General features: G+C 38.5%; 14 protein-coding genes and 2 pseudogenes. 8 read left to right on the top strand and 8 right to left on the bottom strand.

Translation table 11 applies throughout. From position 1 onward, the window contains the following. Positions 1-148 precede the first annotated feature (148 nt). On the bottom strand, positions 149-1,480 hold the full coding sequence (gene dgt / locus EI546_RS12515) for a dGTP triphosphohydrolase (protein ID WP_128251615.1): 1,332 nt from the start codon (positions 1,478-1,480) through the stop codon (positions 149-151). Positions 1,481-1,684: 204 nt separating this feature from the next. Next, complete coding sequence (locus tag EI546_RS12510; RefSeq protein WP_128250856.1) at positions 1,685-2,107, bottom strand: TerB family tellurite resistance protein; 423 nt, start codon at positions 2,105-2,107, stop codon at positions 1,685-1,687. A 176-nt stretch (positions 2,108-2,283) separates the two neighbouring features. On the opposite strand from EI546_RS12510, the gene EI546_RS12505 reads away from it, so the two are divergent. From EI546_RS12505 to EI546_RS12485, 5 genes are all read left to right on the top strand, one after another. Next, the gene (locus tag EI546_RS12505; protein WP_128250855.1) at positions 2,284-3,339 is read left to right on the top strand and encodes a ligase-associated DNA damage response exonuclease; all 1,056 of its coding nucleotides are present in this window, start codon (positions 2,284-2,286) and stop codon (positions 3,337-3,339) included. Positions 3,340-3,415: 76 nt separating this feature from the next. Next, on the top strand, positions 3,416-5,008 hold the full coding sequence (locus EI546_RS12500; RefSeq protein ID WP_128250854.1) for an ATP-dependent DNA ligase: 1,593 nt from the start codon (positions 3,416-3,418) through the stop codon (positions 5,006-5,008). A gap of 85 nt (positions 5,009-5,093) precedes the next feature. Further along, positions 5,094-5,462, top strand: a complete 369-nt coding sequence (locus tag EI546_RS12495) for an endonuclease domain-containing protein (RefSeq protein ID WP_128250853.1) — start codon at positions 5,094-5,096, stop codon at positions 5,460-5,462. A gap of 172 nt (positions 5,463-5,634) precedes the next feature. Next, complete coding sequence (locus EI546_RS12490; RefSeq protein WP_128250852.1) at positions 5,635-8,097, top strand: ligase-associated DNA damage response DEXH box helicase; 2,463 nt, start codon at positions 5,635-5,637, stop codon at positions 8,095-8,097. Between the two features lie 156 nt (positions 8,098-8,253). Then, entirely contained in the window at positions 8,254-9,165 is a 912-nt protein-coding gene (locus EI546_RS12485; RefSeq protein ID WP_128250851.1) for a DMT family transporter, read from the top strand. Between the two features lie 124 nt (positions 9,166-9,289). Here EI546_RS12485 and EI546_RS12480 read toward each other — a convergent pair whose 3' ends face one another. Together EI546_RS12480 and EI546_RS12475 are read right to left on the bottom strand one after the other, a co-directional pair. Further along, positions 9,290-9,520, bottom strand: a complete 231-nt coding sequence (locus tag EI546_RS12480; protein ID WP_128250850.1) for a ferredoxin — start codon at positions 9,518-9,520, stop codon at positions 9,290-9,292. A 2-nt stretch (positions 9,521-9,522) separates the two neighbouring features. Further along, on the bottom strand, positions 9,523-10,764 hold the full coding sequence (locus tag EI546_RS12475) for a peptidase U32 family protein (RefSeq protein WP_128250849.1): 1,242 nt from the start codon (positions 10,762-10,764) through the stop codon (positions 9,523-9,525). Between the two features lie 128 nt (positions 10,765-10,892). Here EI546_RS12475 and EI546_RS12470 point away from each other — a divergent pair. Next, positions 10,893-11,875, top strand: a pseudogene (locus tag EI546_RS12470) (histone deacetylase family protein). Between the two features lie 34 nt (positions 11,876-11,909). Here the strand turns inward: EI546_RS12470 and EI546_RS12465 are convergent. Together EI546_RS12465 and EI546_RS12460 are read right to left on the bottom strand one after the other, a co-directional pair. Next, a complete protein-coding gene (locus tag EI546_RS12465) occupies positions 11,910-12,221 on the bottom strand; it encodes a hypothetical protein (protein WP_128250848.1) in 312 nt (103 codons plus the stop codon). An 11-nt stretch (positions 12,222-12,232) separates the two neighbouring features. After that, positions 12,233-12,796, bottom strand: coding sequence for an RNA polymerase sigma factor (locus EI546_RS12460; protein ID WP_128250847.1), 564 nt, complete (start codon positions 12,794-12,796; stop codon positions 12,233-12,235). A 131-nt stretch (positions 12,797-12,927) separates the two neighbouring features. Here EI546_RS12460 and EI546_RS12455 point away from each other — a divergent pair, with 131 nt between their 5' ends. Continuing rightward, positions 12,928-13,290, top strand: coding sequence for a DUF6249 domain-containing protein (locus EI546_RS12455; protein WP_128250846.1), 363 nt, complete (start codon positions 12,928-12,930; stop codon positions 13,288-13,290). A gap of 51 nt (positions 13,291-13,341) precedes the next feature. Then, positions 13,342-13,671, top strand: a pseudogene (locus EI546_RS12450) (histone deacetylase); the annotation flags it as partial. A gap of 22 nt (positions 13,672-13,693) precedes the next feature. Here EI546_RS12450 and recQ read toward each other — a convergent pair. Further along, the gene (recQ, locus tag EI546_RS12445) at positions 13,694-15,799 is read right to left on the bottom strand and encodes a DNA helicase RecQ (protein WP_128250845.1); all 2,106 of its coding nucleotides are present in this window, start codon (positions 15,797-15,799) and stop codon (positions 13,694-13,696) included. 139 nt (positions 15,800-15,938) lie between these two features. After that, a complete protein-coding gene (locus EI546_RS12440; RefSeq protein WP_128250844.1) occupies positions 15,939-16,241 on the bottom strand; it encodes a GIY-YIG nuclease family protein in 303 nt (100 codons plus the stop codon). Positions 16,242-17,150: the final 909 nt, after the last annotated feature.

The raw sequence follows: 17,150 nt of genomic DNA, 5'->3' as shown, positions 1-17,150 counted from the left end.
AAAGTTTAATTTTGGTTTTATAGGATTCCAATCCAACAAGAATCCAAAGTTTGCGGGTGATAGGTATTGAAAATTGGAATTCCCAAAAATATCATAAAACAAGTTATAACTCTTCAATGTTGAAGCTTTTAACGTTTAGGGAAATCGCTTAAAGAGAGCCTCTAATCTTTTTGAATATTTGCACAGCGCTGCCATCAGTAAGTCTGGAGATGTAACTGCAACATTCCATTAAATATTCATAGGCAGAATCAAATTTTGTAAGTTTAGGCGAAACAGTCCGCAACAACAGAGTATCGTAGGGTCTTGCTACACCGTTATGGTAATTCTCAAATGCGGTTGTAGATCCATCAAGAAGTGTTGTTAATATATTGTATCCTGCAATCTCTTTTTCCTGAACCTCTTTACTCCGATAAATTTTTTCAACACTTATTTTAATTATATCCGCAATCTGGGCTTTATATTGACTGCTATCCAAAAGGGCATCGGAGAATGTTCCATTTAAAATAGCCTCTTCATTTTTTAGAAAAACAGCCGATGCCTCAGAAACCAAGGTGTTTATAGCCAGAGCACGAAGATATGCCAATCGATCTGGTGGCGTTTCTAGCTGATAATAAATCTCTGTTTTTAAATTTTCACGCACTAGATTGATCAAGTATTCCAGCGCCATTTCTTCTTCAATTAATCCTAAGTTTATACCGTCCTCAAAATCAATTATAGTATAACATATATCATCGGCGGCTTCCACGAGAAATGCAAGGGGATGTCGAGCATAGGAATGATTTGCGTTTCTTCGTAAAAGACCAAGTTCTTCAACTACTTCTTTAAAAAATGGAACTTCACTTTGAAAAACACCGAATTTTTTATCTCCCACATATGTAGATGGTTGTTTTGGGAGGGATTGTTTTGGGTACTTCATAAAGGCGCCCAAAGTTGCATAAGTGAGCCGTAATCCACCCTGAACTCCGTTCTTAGATTCTGTCAGAATTTTAAAGCCGTTGGCATTCCCTTCAAAATCAATCAGATCTTGATATTCCTTTTCGGAAAGATAGTCTTCAAAACGCCTACCGTTCCCGTTTAGAAAATAATCGCCAATGGCCTTTTCTCCACTGTGACCAAAAGGCGGATTTCCTATATCGTGAGCCAGCGCAGCGGCAGCCACAATTCCTCCAAAATCATTAAACTGATAACCATCTTTATGAGCAAGCCTAGAATGTTTTTCTAGAATGGATTTGCCAACCGTTCTTCCTAAGGAGCGTCCCACAACAGAAACTTCAAGACTATGGGTGAGACGGGTGTGGACAAATGAAGTTTTGGAAAGTGGGATAACCTGGGTTTTATCCTGCAGACTTCTAAAGGCAGAAGAAAAGATCACTCGATCGTAATCCACTTCAAAACCAAGACGGGTTTCATTTTCTTCCGCTCGTAACCTCTTGGTTTTGTCCCCTTGTTTCCTCAGAGATAACAACTGTTCCCACTGCATCATATTCTATTCTATTGATTTTTGACGCAAGATACCAATTTCAAAAGGCAATTCAAGGAATAATTTAAAGCTGAAAATAATTCCTATGGTAAGAAACAATCTCAATAATTAGGAGGCGGTCCCATCTATAAGGAAACAAAATATAACTCCAGATTCGCATCAAGATCAAAGACAAAAGCAAGTTTATATATAACTATAAACGGTTTATCTATTCAGTAGATATCGATAATCCTCAAAACTCAATCCGCCGGTATAAATACGTATGGATTTTTCTATAAGCTCTCGGGCCTGAGCAACAGTATATCCAAGTCCTATGGCATATTTCTCGATAAGAAAACGCTCATGGTCATCTATTACGTTATCAGCAAAAATAATCTTAAACAGGTCATGCATCCGCTCTAATCTTTCCTCTGCAGAATTGGGAGGATTGATTGGAAAGATACTGGGGTTTTTTAGGACTTTCTCATATTCCCTTTCATCGATATCCAATTTCTCAGCAAATTGCTTCAACATCTTTTCCTCTTCAACACCCAACTTTCCGTTTACTGTAGCCATATTAGCAATTGCCGCAAAGTGACTCAAATTACGTGAATGCTCCCCACTCTCAAATAAATCTGTAAATGACATATAGTAGTTTTAAGTAAACGACAAATATAGAACTTGTATCGGACAAATTCGACCTCATTCAGCAAACTATAAAACTTTTTCAACTCCAATTTTAAAAACCTAAATCCTATAAACTTTTCTTAATTGCAGAAGTCCACTAGCAACCTTTAATTATTTTTAATTGCTATTGAAAAAGTATGAGAAAACCACTTCTTATTTTTAATGATAAAGGCATCTATTGTCAACAAGCCAATGTATATATCGATGCTTGGCGACCTGTTGACAAATGCATAGTCACCCATGGCCACGCAGATCATAGCCGATGGGGACACAAAGAATATATTACCCACCATAATAATGTTCCTATAATAAAGCACAGATTGGGAGAAATTGAGGTTACTGGAAAAGAATGGAACGAAACTTTTACAATAAACGGGGTTAAATTCTCCCTACATCCTGCCGGTCATATTATTGCATCTTCACAAGTAAGAGTAGAATATAAAGGGGAAGTCTGGGTTTTTACGGGCGATTTTAAAACCGAGGATGATGGGCTGGCAGAACCTTACGAACCTATAAAATGCCACACTTTTATTACCGAGTGTACCTTTGGTCTTCCAGCGTTTAAATGGGAAGCACAAGCGGAAGTATTTAAGGACATCAATGAATGGTGGGCAACAAATAAAGAAGAAGGACGTACTTCCATTCTTTTTGGTTATAGTCTGGGAAAAGCTCAGCGACTTTTAAAACATTTGGACACCTCCATAGGAAAAATCTACACTCATGGAGCAGTAGAGAATATGACTGAAGTAGTCCGTCCATATTACGATTTACCTCCAACGACTCTAATTACACGTGAAACTTCCAAAGAAGAAATAAAAGGAAATATTATTGTGGCCCCGCCAAGCGCGCACGGAAGCACATGGATCAGACGGTTTGTTCCCTTTGTCACTGCTTCAGCCAGCGGTTGGATGACTTTTCGGGGTGCCAGAAGACGCCGGGCCATCGACAGAGGATTTGTTTTAAGCGATCATGCCGATTGGGAAGGATTGCTTACTGCAATAGATGCTACGGGCTGCGAAAAAATAATTACAACCCATGGTTACACGGATATATTTTCAAGGTATTTACGGGAAGAATTAGGCTACGATGCAAGAACAGAAAAAACCCAATATGAAGAAGAAGGATCTGAAACAGGCACTTCGACTCCGCTCAGTGACCACAATTCGGCTCCAAAGATAAATGACGAAATATGATAAAGACAATTAAAAATAATAAACCTAAACTTTTCCCCTCCTTATTTCAAGGAGGGGTGCCAACGGCGGGGTGGTTATGAAACAATTCGCACAACTCATAAAGAAGCTGGACAGCACCAACAAAACAAATGAAAAAGTAGCTGCCCTTACTGCATATTTCCAAGAAGCAGATGCAGATGATAAGTTGTGGACCATAGCCATTCTCTCGCACCGGCGGCCAAAACGTCCCGTGAACACTACCCTTTTGAGACAATGGGCTACAGAAATTAGTGGGATTCCGCTCTGGCTTTTTGAAGAGAGTTATCATATTGTTGGAGATTTGGCGGAAACAATTGCATTAATCTTACCTACTTCTAAAGAACATTCTGATAAATCCCTTTCTGAATTTGTTTCAGAAATTATCACGCTTCGTACTCTTCCCGAAGAAGAAAAAAAGAAATACCTCCACGAAAATTGGCTGGCACTAAATTATTTTGAACGATTCGTTTTCAACAAAATTCTTACAGGAAGTTTTAGAATCGGAGTTAGCCAAAAACTTATGACTCGGGCCCTTTCCAAAGCCACAGGAATTGATGAGGACATTCTCGCCTATAAGTTGATGGGCGATTGGACACCTGAAACGACCTCTTATAAAAAACTGATTCTCGAAGAAAATGAAGAAGATTATTTGAGCAAACCTTATCCTTTCTATCTGGCCTATGCCGTTGAAGATAATTTTCAAGAAGAGTTAGGACCTATTTCCGATTGGAGCTTTGAACATAAATGGGACGGCATTCGAAGCCAAGTTATTGTTCGAAACGACGAAGTCTTTGTCTGGTCGCGAGGCGAAGAATTGGTAACGGATAAATATCCCGAATATCAGGATTTTTTAAAAGTAATACCTAATGGAACCGTTTTGGATGGAGAAATTCTTCCATTTGGTGAAGGTGAAATTGGAAATTTTAATTCCCTTCAAACCAGAATAGGTAGAAAAAACATATCAAAAGCATTATTAAAGAAAACCCCCGTAATCCTTAATGCTTACGACTTATTGGAGTGGGAAGGAAAGGATATTCGTCAAAAGCCTTTTGTGGAACGACGGCAGATTCTGGATAAATTGATTTCGGGAATAAATTCTTCAGAAATTGGACTTTATTTAAGTCAAACCATGAATTTCGATACTTGGGAAGCCGCCGCAGTAGAGCGAATGCTTTCAAGAGAAAAGCGAAGTGAAGGTTTAATGCTGAAAAGGAAGGATTCACCTTATTTAGTAGGAAGAAAAAAAGGAGATTGGTGGAAATGGAAAATAGATCCTTTCACCGTTGATGCCGTATTAACCTACGCTATGCGTGGACACGGCCGTCGTGCAAATCTGTACACTGACTACACCTTCGCCCTTTGGGAAGACGGCGAACTAGTAACTTTTGCGAAAGCATATTCGGGTCTAACCGATGCAGAGTTCCGCCAATTGGATTCCTGGATCAAGAACAATACCCTTGAGCGCTTCGGCCCCGTACGTAGCGTAACTCCCCACCACGTTTTTGAGATCGCTTTTGAAGGAATAGCAGAAAGCAGTAGACATAAAAGCGGAATAGCCGTGCGGTTCCCGAGAATGCTGCGGTGGCGGAAGGATAAACCTGTGGAGGAGGCGAATACTTTGGATGATTTGAAGGCACTTATTCCGAAGTAAACAGCTCCCCTCCTTTTTTCAAGGAGGGGTGGCTCGCTTGCGAGACGGGGTGGTTGCGTTCCCGTTTTTTGATTAAATTTAATCTATGAAAAAGCAAATCCACAATCGTAAGGAAATGGAGGTTTACAGAAAACACCTCCGTAACCACAATACGTCAGCAGAAGCTTTTTTATGGAATTATTTAAAAGGATCAAAACTTGATGGGCGGAAATTTAGACGGCAACATAGCATCAATCATTATATAGTAGATTTCTACTGTCCTTCGGAAAAATTAATTATCGAACTTGATGGACAAGTTCATTTCAACAGTAATGCAGAAGAATATGACAGAAAACGAGAAAAAGATTTAGAGGAATTGGGATTTACCATAATTAGATTTGAAAATAAAATGGTTTTTGATTTTCTACCTTCGGTTCTTAAGGATATAAAAGACCATTTTAAAAAGGAACCATAACCCTTCCGCCTCGCAAGCGAGCCACCTTCCCTTTAAAAGGGAAGGAACCCAAAAAGAAGCTTCGCTTTTCTTAAGAGCACAGTTTAGATTCCCCTCCTTTTAAAAGAGGGGTGTTCGCCCCGGCGGACGGGGTGGTTTTTGCACTCTTTATTAATTAACTTCAAAATTACATTTGAAAAACAAAACCCAAATCTCCCTCGCCACTTCCTGGTTCCAATCCAAAAACTGGAAACCCTTCCCTTTCCAAATAAAAACCTGGAAGGCATTTCTCGATGGGAAGCACGGACTCCTCAATGCTCCTACAGGAAGTGGGAAAACCTATGCGCTGTGGATTCCCATCGTTCTTCAATATATAAAGGACAATCCCAACTATAAAACAAAACATACCAAAGGACTTAAAGCTATTTGGATAACTCCCCTTCGGGCACTTTCCGTTGAAATCCAACAAGCTGCACAGCGATTTGCCGATGATCTGGGGACAGGATTAACGGTAGGAATTCGTTCCGGGGATACTTCACAAAGTGAGCGAGCAAAACAAAAGCGGCAGATGCCCGATTTGCTAATTACCACTCCTGAAAGTTTGATGCTTTTATTGGCAAGTAAAGGATACGATAAAACATTTAAAAATCTTACCGCCATTGTAGTTGACGAATGGCACGAACTTTTGGGAAGCAAACGCGGGGTGCAGATGGAACTAGGATTGTCGCGATTGAAAACCATTTCCCCAAAAATGCGGATTTGGGGAATTTCCGCAACTATTGGGAATTTGGAAGAAGCCCAAGATGTCCTTTTAGGAATGAATTCAGAATTCAGAAAAAACTCCATTCTTATAAAGGCAAAGCAAAAGAAGAAAATCGAAGTCAGATCCATCATACCCAAAACAATGGAAACGTTTCCATGGAGAGGACATTTAGGACTTCATCTTTTGGAAGAAATCATCCCCATCATAAAGGCCAGCAAAACCACTTTGATATTTACCAATACAAGAGGTCAATGTGAAATTTGGTTTCAAAAAATATTAAGTGCGCATCCCGAATTTGCCGGTGAAATAGCGATGCACCACGGAAGTATTGCCAAGGATACAAGATTGTGGGTAGAACAGGCTATTCGGAATGAATCTTTAAAAGCGGTTGTGGCAACATCAAGCTTGGATCTGGGAGTGGATTTCGCGCCGGTAGAAACGGTTATACAAATTGGCGGTCCAAAAGGGGTAGCTAAATTTCTACAGCGTGCTGGCCGAAGTAACCATAGACCGGGAGAACCTTCAGTTATCTATTTCCTGCCCACCCACGCTTTGGAATTATTGGAAGCCTCAGCATTAAAAAGAGCGGTAAAGGAAGAAGTAGTGGAAGACCGAATACCTTACATTTTAAGTTTCGATGTTTTGATTCAGTATTTGGTCACCTTGGCAGTTGGCAACGGATTTTATCCAAAAGATATCTATCCCGAGATAAAAAGCACTTTTTGTTTTCAAGAAATAACTGATGAGCAATGGAAATGGTGCTTAAATTTTATAACCCTGGGAAGTCAAAGTCTTCAAGCTTATGACGAATATAAAAAGGTTGAGGTAATGGACGATGGACTTTTTAAAGTGGAAAGTAGACAAATTGCAATGATGCACCGGCTGAGCATTGGGACTATCGTCAGCGATTCTATGTTAATGGTGAAATATGTAACTGGGGGATTTATCGGCACTATTGAAGAATGGTTTCTAAGTAAGTTGAAACCGGGAGACAGTTTTGTATTTGCTGGAAGAACTTTGGAATTGGTCCGTCTGCGACAAATGGTTGCCCAAGTGAGAAAGTCCACACGTAAATCGGGGAAAGTGGCCAGTTTTCTGGGAGGAAGATTACCCCTGTCTTCTCAAATGAGCCAAATTTTAAGGGAGGAAATGCAGAGTGAGGCCGATCATAAACGGAATACGCCAGAATTAAAAGCACTTGCCCATATTTTCGACCGCCAGGAAAGAGAGAGTATAGTTCCAGGTGAAAATGAATTTCTAATAGAAACTTTTAAGACTCGCGACGGCTACCATTCTCTTTTCTACCCATTTGAAGGGCGTTTTGTACATGAGGCGATGAGTAGTTTGCTGGCATATCGCATTAGTTTGCTCTCTCCTATTTCATTTTCTCTTGCCTACAATGATTACGGTTTTGAGCTTTTAAGTGATCAATATTTGAATATTCAGACCATTCTGGACAACGATCTATTTTCTCCTGAATATCTTTATGATGATCTTTATAAAAGTTTAAATTCTACCGAGCTCGCCCGTCGAAAATTTAGGGATATCGCAGTAATAAGTGGAATGGTTTTTCAAGGATATCCCAATAAAGTAATTAAGACGAAACACTTGCAGAGCAACAGTCAACTGCTTTTCGATGTTTTCCGAGATTATGAAGCGGATAATCTTTTATACCTTCAAGCATACCGTGAAACGTTTGAACATCAATTGGAGGAGGGACGATTACGGAAAGCACTGGAGCGGATCAATTCACAAAAAATTATTTGGCGACAATGTGAAAAGGCCACACCATTTAGTTTTCCTATAATTACCGATGGTCTTCGTGCAAAACTTTCTTCAGAAAAACTGGCTGATAGAATTAAGAAGATGACTTTAAAATTGGAAAAGGAATAAGGTAAACTTCACTCTTTACCTAAGAGGTGTGATGGACGAAATTCTTTGAATGCTAATTTCACCGTTAAAAGTTTCTTTAATATGACTTTTAACAGCGAAGTACCCCGAATTAAAACCTAATTTTGCCCCTCTTAATAATCCCCAATTTTTAAAGCTATGACAAAGCCCAGAATCGCACTTGTCATTGGAATTATCTGTATTTCCATTTTTCCTATTTTAGTGAAGCTGAAGCTTGCGCCACCAATAGTTTCTGCCTTTTACCGAATGGCGATTGCTGCCGCGATGCTAATTCCTTTTGCCCTTATTTCTGGGAAGTATAGAATTCCCTCTTTGAAAATGTTTTGGCTCACCGTCATTTGTGGAGGTCTTTTCGCTTTGGATGTTACAGTTTGGAATATTGCTATTCAGGAATCTACGGCCACACAAGCCACCCTCCTGACCAATTTATCACCCGTCTGGGTGGGAATTGGGGCATTTTTTTTCTTGCGAAATAAGCCTACCTTCAATTTCTGGATAGGAACTGTAGTTGCCATTTTTGGAATGATAACTTTGGTAGGATTCCATTTCTTTCTAAATCTCGATTTTAATCTTGCATTCATATTTGCAATACTTTCTGGAGTGTTTTATGCCATTTATATGTTGGTAAGCAAATATGTGCTTTATGAAGTGGAAGTAGTTCCGTTTATAACCTTGAGCACAACGACTTCCGCCATCTTTTTGGCTATTTTGAGCTATTCCTTTAATGAACCCTTTATAGGTTATAGCAACGCGGGATGGTTAGTTTTTCTAGTACAAGGAATCGTCTGTCAATTGATGGCTTGGTTGCTTTTAGGATATGCTACTAAACATATGAAAGCAACCAGAGTTTCGGTGAGCCTATTGGGACAAGCAGTATTGACCACACTGCTGGCCTGGATGTTTATTGGGGAAGAAGTTACCCTTCAAATGCTTTTTGGTGGCGTTATTCTTCTCTTCGGAATATGGATTACCTTTTACGAAAAGCAGATTTTTGGGTCTAAAAAAGTAGAAACGGTTAATATTTCAAAAGAGTCGGAAAGAAACATCTAATTTTTTTGACGTTTTTCACTACCTTACTCTGTCTATGATAAGAATAGATCTTGCTGATATTTTTTCATTTTCTGAAGGAATTCTGAATGTACCCTAAGTATGAAGAACCTACGAAAACAGATTTTTAAATCAATTTCGTCGAGATAATCTTCACCGGACAGGCCTTAGCTGCCTGCTCACATACATCAAACTGCGAATTGTCCGCAAGTCTAAGTGTGAAGAACCCACGTTTCTCTTCGGAATGTAGCAATACACTTTTGCCGTCTTTTTTTGACATTCTAAAATGTTCGGGCGCAACCTCCACACAATAATTACACCCAATACATTTATTTCTCTGAAGGGTAACTACCACCATTTTTAAGAAGCGACAATTTTATAAAGTTTATCTGCCTTACGTATTCTGAATGGAACGGGAATAGTACAGGAATCTCCTTTTTTTGCTGTGGAATTGTTTTCATCATTAACCAACATTTCTGAAAGTTCAAATTCTTTTGCGCCCGTAGTTGGTCCTGTAACGAGAATGGTATCTCCCAGATTCAAATCAAAGGCTTCAATTTTAAACTGACCAATTTTGGTCTTCGGAAAATAATGTTCTCCTTTTCCTATATATACTTTTTTCTGCGTTGCTTTTGAACCATCTACATCGCTCCATTCTCCCAGTTTTTGACCTAAATAATATCCACCCCAAAAACCACGATTGTAAACTTTGGCAAGTTCTTCCATCCATTCCTCCACTTTTTCAGGAGAATAAGTTCCATCGTAATAAGCATCAATGGCTTCGCGATACACCTTTGTGACCTTGGCAACATATTCTGGTGCGCGACCTCGACCTTCCAATTTTAAAACCTTTATACCAGTTTCGATGACCTGATCCAGAAAATCTACGGTGCAGAGGTCTTTTGGCGACATCATATATTCGTTGTCAAGTTCTATCTCAAAACCTGTTTCCTGATCGATAATGGTGTATTTCTTTCTGCAGTTCTGCTTACAAGCACCACGGTTGGCAGAAGAATTATGGGAATGAAGGCTTAAATAACATTTCCCGGAAACTGCCATACACAGTGCGCCGTGTCCAAAGATTTCCACTTCTACTAAATTCCCGGAAGGGCCTCTTACTTGCTCCTTTTCAATTTGATCGACGATCTTTTTTACTTGGCCCAAGCTCAGTTCCCGGCTCATCACCATTGTATCGGCAAAAAGGGAATAAAACTTCACCGTTTCTATATTGGTGATATTTATTTGAGTAGAAATATGTATTTCCATTCCAATTTGCCGAGCATAAGCAATAACCGCCTGGTCCATTGCAATTACGGCAGTCAATCCTGCTGCCTTCGCCGCATCCAACAAGGTTTTTATTAAGGACAGATCGTGATCGTAAATAATGGTATTTAACGTTAGATAGGTTCTAACATTTTTCTTTTGGCAGCGTTTGGCAATTTCGGGAAGGTCGGCCAGCGTAAAATTGATACTCGCCCTCGCCCGCATATTCAACTGTTCCACTCCAAAATACACGGAGTCGGCACCATTGTCCAAAGCGGCTTGTAGCGATTCAAAATTCCCGGCGGGGGCCATCAATTCTATTTTTCCCGAAGTTGTCATAGCTATAAATATTTTAAAAAATGGCTTCAAAATTCGGCCTTGCTTTCTTTTTAAACTATGATATTTGTTAGGTTTTATCTTTTTAAGATCCTATTCCCGACAATTATGCCTTAAATATAAAAATATTCGTGCTTAAAATAGCTTTTCATCCCGTTTACAGATATCCATTGCCCAAAGGCCATCGTTTTCCGATGGAAAAATATGATCTCATTCCTCAACAATTGTTATACGAAGGAACTTGTCAGCCAAAAAACTTCTTTGAACCTGGAATGCCCAATGAAGAAGATATACTGGCCGTACATAGCAAGGAATATTATGACAGTTTACTAAACCTTTCCATTGAGAGGCGAGCGGCCCGAAAAATTGGTTTTCCCTTGTCTGAAGCATTGATTGAACGAGAGCTCCGCATTGCCCAAGGGACAATTCAAGGTTGTGAATACGCTTTAAGGAATGGGATTGCGATGAATATTGCAGGTGGCACGCATCACGCTTATACAGATCGGGGGAAGGTTTTTGTATGCTGAATGATCAGGCAATTGCTGCTCGGTATTTGTTGGGAAAGTATGGAATTAATGAGGAACGGGTTGCTTTGCTTGAAAAAGAAGGCACCTCCGATGAAAAGATTCCTTCGCTGCGCTCGGAATGGGTTATTAAAAAAATATTGATTGTAGATCTCGATGTGCATCAAGGAAATGGAACTGCAGAGATTTTTCAAAATGATGATTCAGTTTTTACTTTTTCTATGCACGGAGCAGGAAATTATCCTTTTAAAAAGGAAGAAAGCGATTTGGATATCGCCGTCCCCGATGGAAGTGGAGACGAACTTTATCTTCAGAAATTAAAAGAAACCTTACCTCGGCTAATAGAGGAGCAAAATCCGGATTTTATCTTTTATTTAAGCGGAGTAGATATTTTGGAAACCGATAAACTCGGAAGACTAAATTGCACGGTGGAAGGCTGCAAAGAGCGGGATCGGTTTGTCTTACAGACGTGCAAAGATTTAAACATTCCAGTCCAAGTAAGTATGGGCGGTGGCTATTCCCCGGAAATCAAAACGATTATTGAGGCGCATGCGAATACTTTTAGGGTGGCGCAGGAGATATATTTTTGATATCAAGCTTCTGGTCTTTAAACTTAGAAAAGTATTAACCCAAATTAATATTCCGATTAGAAAACAGAAGTTTATCCAATACCAAAGGAATTAGGACTGTCAAGCCGATAATCCAAATAATAAAATCGGATTGAAAATTTATAAAAGAAACAGCATATGATATTCCTCCAATACCTAGTATTCCGAGAAGAATATAAGTCCAAACCCAAGGTTTTGAATCTGTTCGATCCGCCGCTTTTTCCAATGCAACGTGTGAATAGATTCCTGACATTATATTTTGGTCAAGATCCTTTGGCTTTACATTTATTTCCTTAAAAAGTTTCCCTAATTTTTCTTCTCTTTCCATTTTTTCAACTTTTAATAAAGATTTTTGACTTCATCCTTAAGCATTGTATTTAAAACTTCGGCCAGGGAATGCCTTGCCCTATGTACCTTGACTTTTACATTTGAAAGACTCATTCCTGTCGCATCAACAATTTCGTTATAGGATTGCTCTTCGAGATAGAAAAGTGTTAACACCATATTGTACTCAGGATTCAGTTTTTCTAAAGCCGCGATTAAATATTCTTTCTGTTCGTTGTGTTTTATCTGAAAAAATCCATCATTGATATCGGTATCTTCTATGACTACATTATCAATATCAACTTCAATTTTTCGGGAGCGGATCCTGTTCAGGCTTTCATTATAACATATACGATATAAATAGGAAGAAAACTTACTGTCACCGCGAAATCTATCCAAAGCTTTGAACGCTTTTAAAAACACGTCTTGGGTTATTTCTTCAGCATCTTCCCGATTCTTTAATAACGAATTGGCCAATGCAAATATTTTCCCAGAATATAAATTTACCAACTGGCCATATTTTTCAATATCACCCGCTTTAACGGCGTTAATAAGAGATTCTTCGGATGGCAAATTCAATGCTTTATGTTAAGACAGGCAATGTATTAGAAAGGTTACAGTTTATCCACAATAATTTAAATATCTATTTTGGTGTAACCTTTTTGAATGGCCTGTTGTCCTAAGGGTATAAATCTTAAAAATCAATAATTATGCATGCCTTTATACCAATGGTTCTATTTGTATCCATCGCTTGGGTCATAGAAAGTACAGTAAATCGAAGAGCCCTAAATCGTGAACGTTTAAAGATAATTGAAAAAGGAGGTGATTTGGGAGATCTGAATCTAAAGAACAACAAAGGAAGTTTTTTAGACAACAATGCCTTGAAATATGGGTTGGTCGCGGTTGGCGCTGCTATAGGTACATTGATAGGCTCGTATTTTGAACAAAATGAAATATTGGCAAATAATATGGTGGGCTATATTTTTTCAATATCACTTTTTGTGGGATTGGCTTTAATATTAAGTCATTACCTGCTAAGAAAGGAAGCCAAAAAAAATAATGAAGTAGATTAGACTTTTTATCGCAAAGTAAGAATAAACAAATGCCTAACCTTTCAAAAAGGAGCTGATTTGGATATCGTCGTACGGCACGGAATTGGAGACGAACTTTATCTTCAAATTTTAAAAGAAACCTTACCTCGTTTAATCAAGGAGCAAAATCCGGATTTTATCTTCTATTTGAGTGGGGTGGATATTTTGGAAACCGATAAACTCGGAAGATTGAATTGCACGGTGGAAGGCTGCAAAGAACGTGATCGTTTTGTCTTACAGACGTGCAAAGATTTAAACATTCCAGTCCAAGTAAGTATGGGCGGTGGCTATTCCCCGGAAATTAAAACGATTATTGAGGCGCATGCGAATACTTTTAGGGTGGCGCAGGAGATATATTTTTAAATTGAGGAGGGAAATATTTTCGCTATTGAGCACTCAAGTGAAGCCCCATTTTTATCTTCCAATACGGCATCTGCTCCTCAAAATATTCAAAATAGGGTTTTAATCCATCAGGATTTTCCAGTTTAATTTCGGCATCTCTTATTTGCTGGATCTCTTCTGAAGAAATAAATTGGTAAAGGTCGATTTCCGCTCCAGACTGATTCATCTTTATAAAATGACCGTACACCGAATCTTCTGAAAGCCCTCGTCGTTTTGCAATTTCCAAAACGGAGAGATTTTCTTCCGCAAACATTTTATAGCTGCGTTCGTGGGTTGATACAGCACTTTCCAATCCATCCAAATGTCTGTTGATGACTCTTAAAAAGTCGTCTGCATATTTTTCAAGTTTAGCCTCTCCCACGCCTGATACTTCTGCAAATTCTTCACGAGTTCGCGGTTTTTTGTGTTCCATATCTTCCAAACTGGCATCACTAAAAACGATATAGGCAGGCATACCGATTTCGTTGGCCAATTTTGTTCTAAGTGTTCTCAATTTGTCGAACAGGTCAGCTCGTTTTCTAGACGACTTTTCTGCTTTATCGGTTTTTACTATTTCAGTTTCCTGAAGAACATTTGCCAAGCGGACTTTTTTGTTTTCAAATAAAACTTTTTTTGCCAAAGGCGTTAATAACAACCGGCCATTTTCATGAAAATAGATTTGAAGGATCCCTTGATTTAAAAGCTGAATAACGTATTGCTGTAAATCGCGCCACGAAATATCCTTTGCTGCACCAAAGGTTTTAATATGCTGATAACCCTTATCATAAACTTGGGCGTTTTGTGCCCCTCGAAGCACATCCAACACCATCCCCAAAGCTTCTTGTTCTTGTAATCGCGCTACTGCGGAACACACTTTCTGGGCGATGAGGGTTCCGTCGAAATATTTTGGCGGAGTTTTGCAGATATCACAATTGCCGCAATCCTCGGTTATATGTTCGCCAAAATACCCGAGCAACGCTTTTCTTCTACAGCTCAGTGCCTCTGCATATTGTTGCATCCGTTCCAACTTAGCCAGTTGGTAGGCTTCGGTTTCCGTGCCCTCAGCAAATTTTCGCAGCATAATCACATCAGCAAAACTGTAAAATAGAATGGTATGCGAAGCCAATCCATCCCTACCGCTACGACCGATTTCCTGATAATACCCTTCTATGTTTTTGGGCATATTGTAATGGATCACCCAGCGTACATTACTTTTATCGATTCCCATTCCAAAAGCGATGGTCGCCACAATAATTGGCGTTCGGTCATTAACGAAATTTTCCTGTATTTCGCTTCGTTCTTCGGAAGAAAGTCCTGCATGGTAGGCCTCCGCTTTATAACCTTTTGATTTCAGTGTATCTGCAAGCTTCTCCGTGCTTTTTCTACTTAAACAATAAATAATTCCACTTTGATTTCCGCGCTTGGCGAGAAAACTCAATATCTGCCTATTCCTGTTCTGCCCAGGTCTCACGTCCAAATACAGATTAGGTCGGTCAAAAGAAGCTATAAATGTTTCTGCATTGGGGATGGCAAGTTGGGCAGCAATATCCTCACGGGTTGGACGATCGGCAGTTGCGGTCAGGGCAATTAAGGGAACGTCAGGAAACTGCTCCTTTAAACTTTTTAGCTGCATATAAGCAGGCCGAAAATCGTGACCCCAACTGGAAATACAATGCGCCTCATCCACAGCAAAAAGACTAATTTTAACCGACTTCAGAATAAAGATTAATTGTGGCAGACTTTCAGGTGCGACATAAAGTAATTTTAAAGTTTCATCCTGTAAATTCCTTAATACTTCTTGTTGCTCCTCATAATGTTGCGAGCTATTATAAAATGAAGCTGCAATCCCATTGGCCTTTAATGAATCCACCTGATCCTTCATCAAGGCAATCAATGGGGAAAGAACTATTGCCGTTCCTTGCATTGCCAAAGCTGGCAATTGAAAACACAACGACTTCCCGCCTCCTGTAGGCATAATGGCAATAGTATCATGTTGATCCAAGACATTATTTATAATTTCCTCTTGGTTGGCAAGAAAATCATCATAACCAAAATGGGTTTTAAGAAGGGATTTTATATCGGTTTGTTGGGTTGTTGTGGAAGTATTCATAGTGGTAAAAATAAAGATATTTGTTATAATAGTTCCGGCCCTTCGATACGATCCCGATTAAAATGCAAAAGCATTTTTATCGGGATCACTCAGGGACCTTTGCTTCGGATTTTTTAATAAACATTTTGATTAAAAGAAATCACTCCGAGTTTTTTACTTTGAATTTCTTCTTGGAAAATTTTTGCAAATCTTGAATTTCACCAGTGATAAGAGCTTCTTTCTTTTTTCTTGACCACCTTTTTATTTGATGTTCTCTTCCAAATGCGTAGTCTATTCTTGTGAAAATTTCAACATATATTAAATGAACTGGAATTCTTTCCGCTGTATAATCACATCCTTCTCCATTCGAATGTTCCCAAAAACGTAATCCAACATCTTTTGTACTTCCTACATAATAGGAACCATCGTTACATTTCAAAATATAAACATATGAATTTGCCATAATTTCTTCTTTTGAATTGGTATTATTCTTTTACCGAAGTTTTCAATTGTAAATGAATCTAACAATCAAAGGTTGCTGGTTTTTATGTTATGGTCTCTTCACTTTATGATGAGTTTTATTCTTCATAAAAGCCTTAATTTGAATCTGTTTTTCAATTGTAAATGAATCTAACAATCAAGGGTTGCTGGTTTTATGTTATGGTTTCTTCACTTTATGATGAGTGTTATTCTTCATAAAAGCCTCAATTTAAATCTGTTTTCAATTGTAAATGAATCTAACAATCAAAGATTGCTGGTTTTATGTTATGGTCTCTTCACTTTACGATGAGTTTTATTCTTCATAAAACCCTTAATTTAAAGCTGTTTTCAATTGTAAATGAATCTAACAATCAAAGGTTGCTGGTTTAATGTTATGGTCTCTTCACTTTACGATGAGTGTTATTCTTCATAAAAGCCTCAATTTAAATCTGTTTTCAATTGTAAATGAATCTAACAATCAAAGGTTGCTGGTTTTATGTTATGGTCTCTTCACTATACGATGAGTTTTATTCTTCATAAAACCCTTAATTTAAAGCTGTTTTCAATTGTAAATGAATCTAACAATCAAGAGTTGCTGGTTTTATGTTATGGTCTCTTCACTTTACTATGAATTTTATTCTTCATAAAAGCCTTAATTTAAAGCTGTTTTCAATTGTAAATGAATCTAACAATCAAGAGTTGCTGGTTTTATGTTATGGTCTCTTCACTTTACTATGAGTGTTATTCTTCATAAAAGCCTTAATTTGAATCTGTTTTCAATTGTAAATAAATCTAACAATCAACGGTTGCTGGTTTTATGTTATGGTCTCTTCACTTCACGATGAGTTTTATTCTTCATAAAACCCTTAATTTAAAGCTGTTTTCAATTGTA

The organism is Aequorivita sp. H23M31 (genome assembly GCF_004022485.1).
Lineage (GTDB): Bacteria > Bacteroidota > Bacteroidia > Flavobacteriales > Flavobacteriaceae > Aequorivita > Aequorivita ciconiae.
This window is presented reverse-complemented; position numbering and strand designations above follow the sequence as displayed.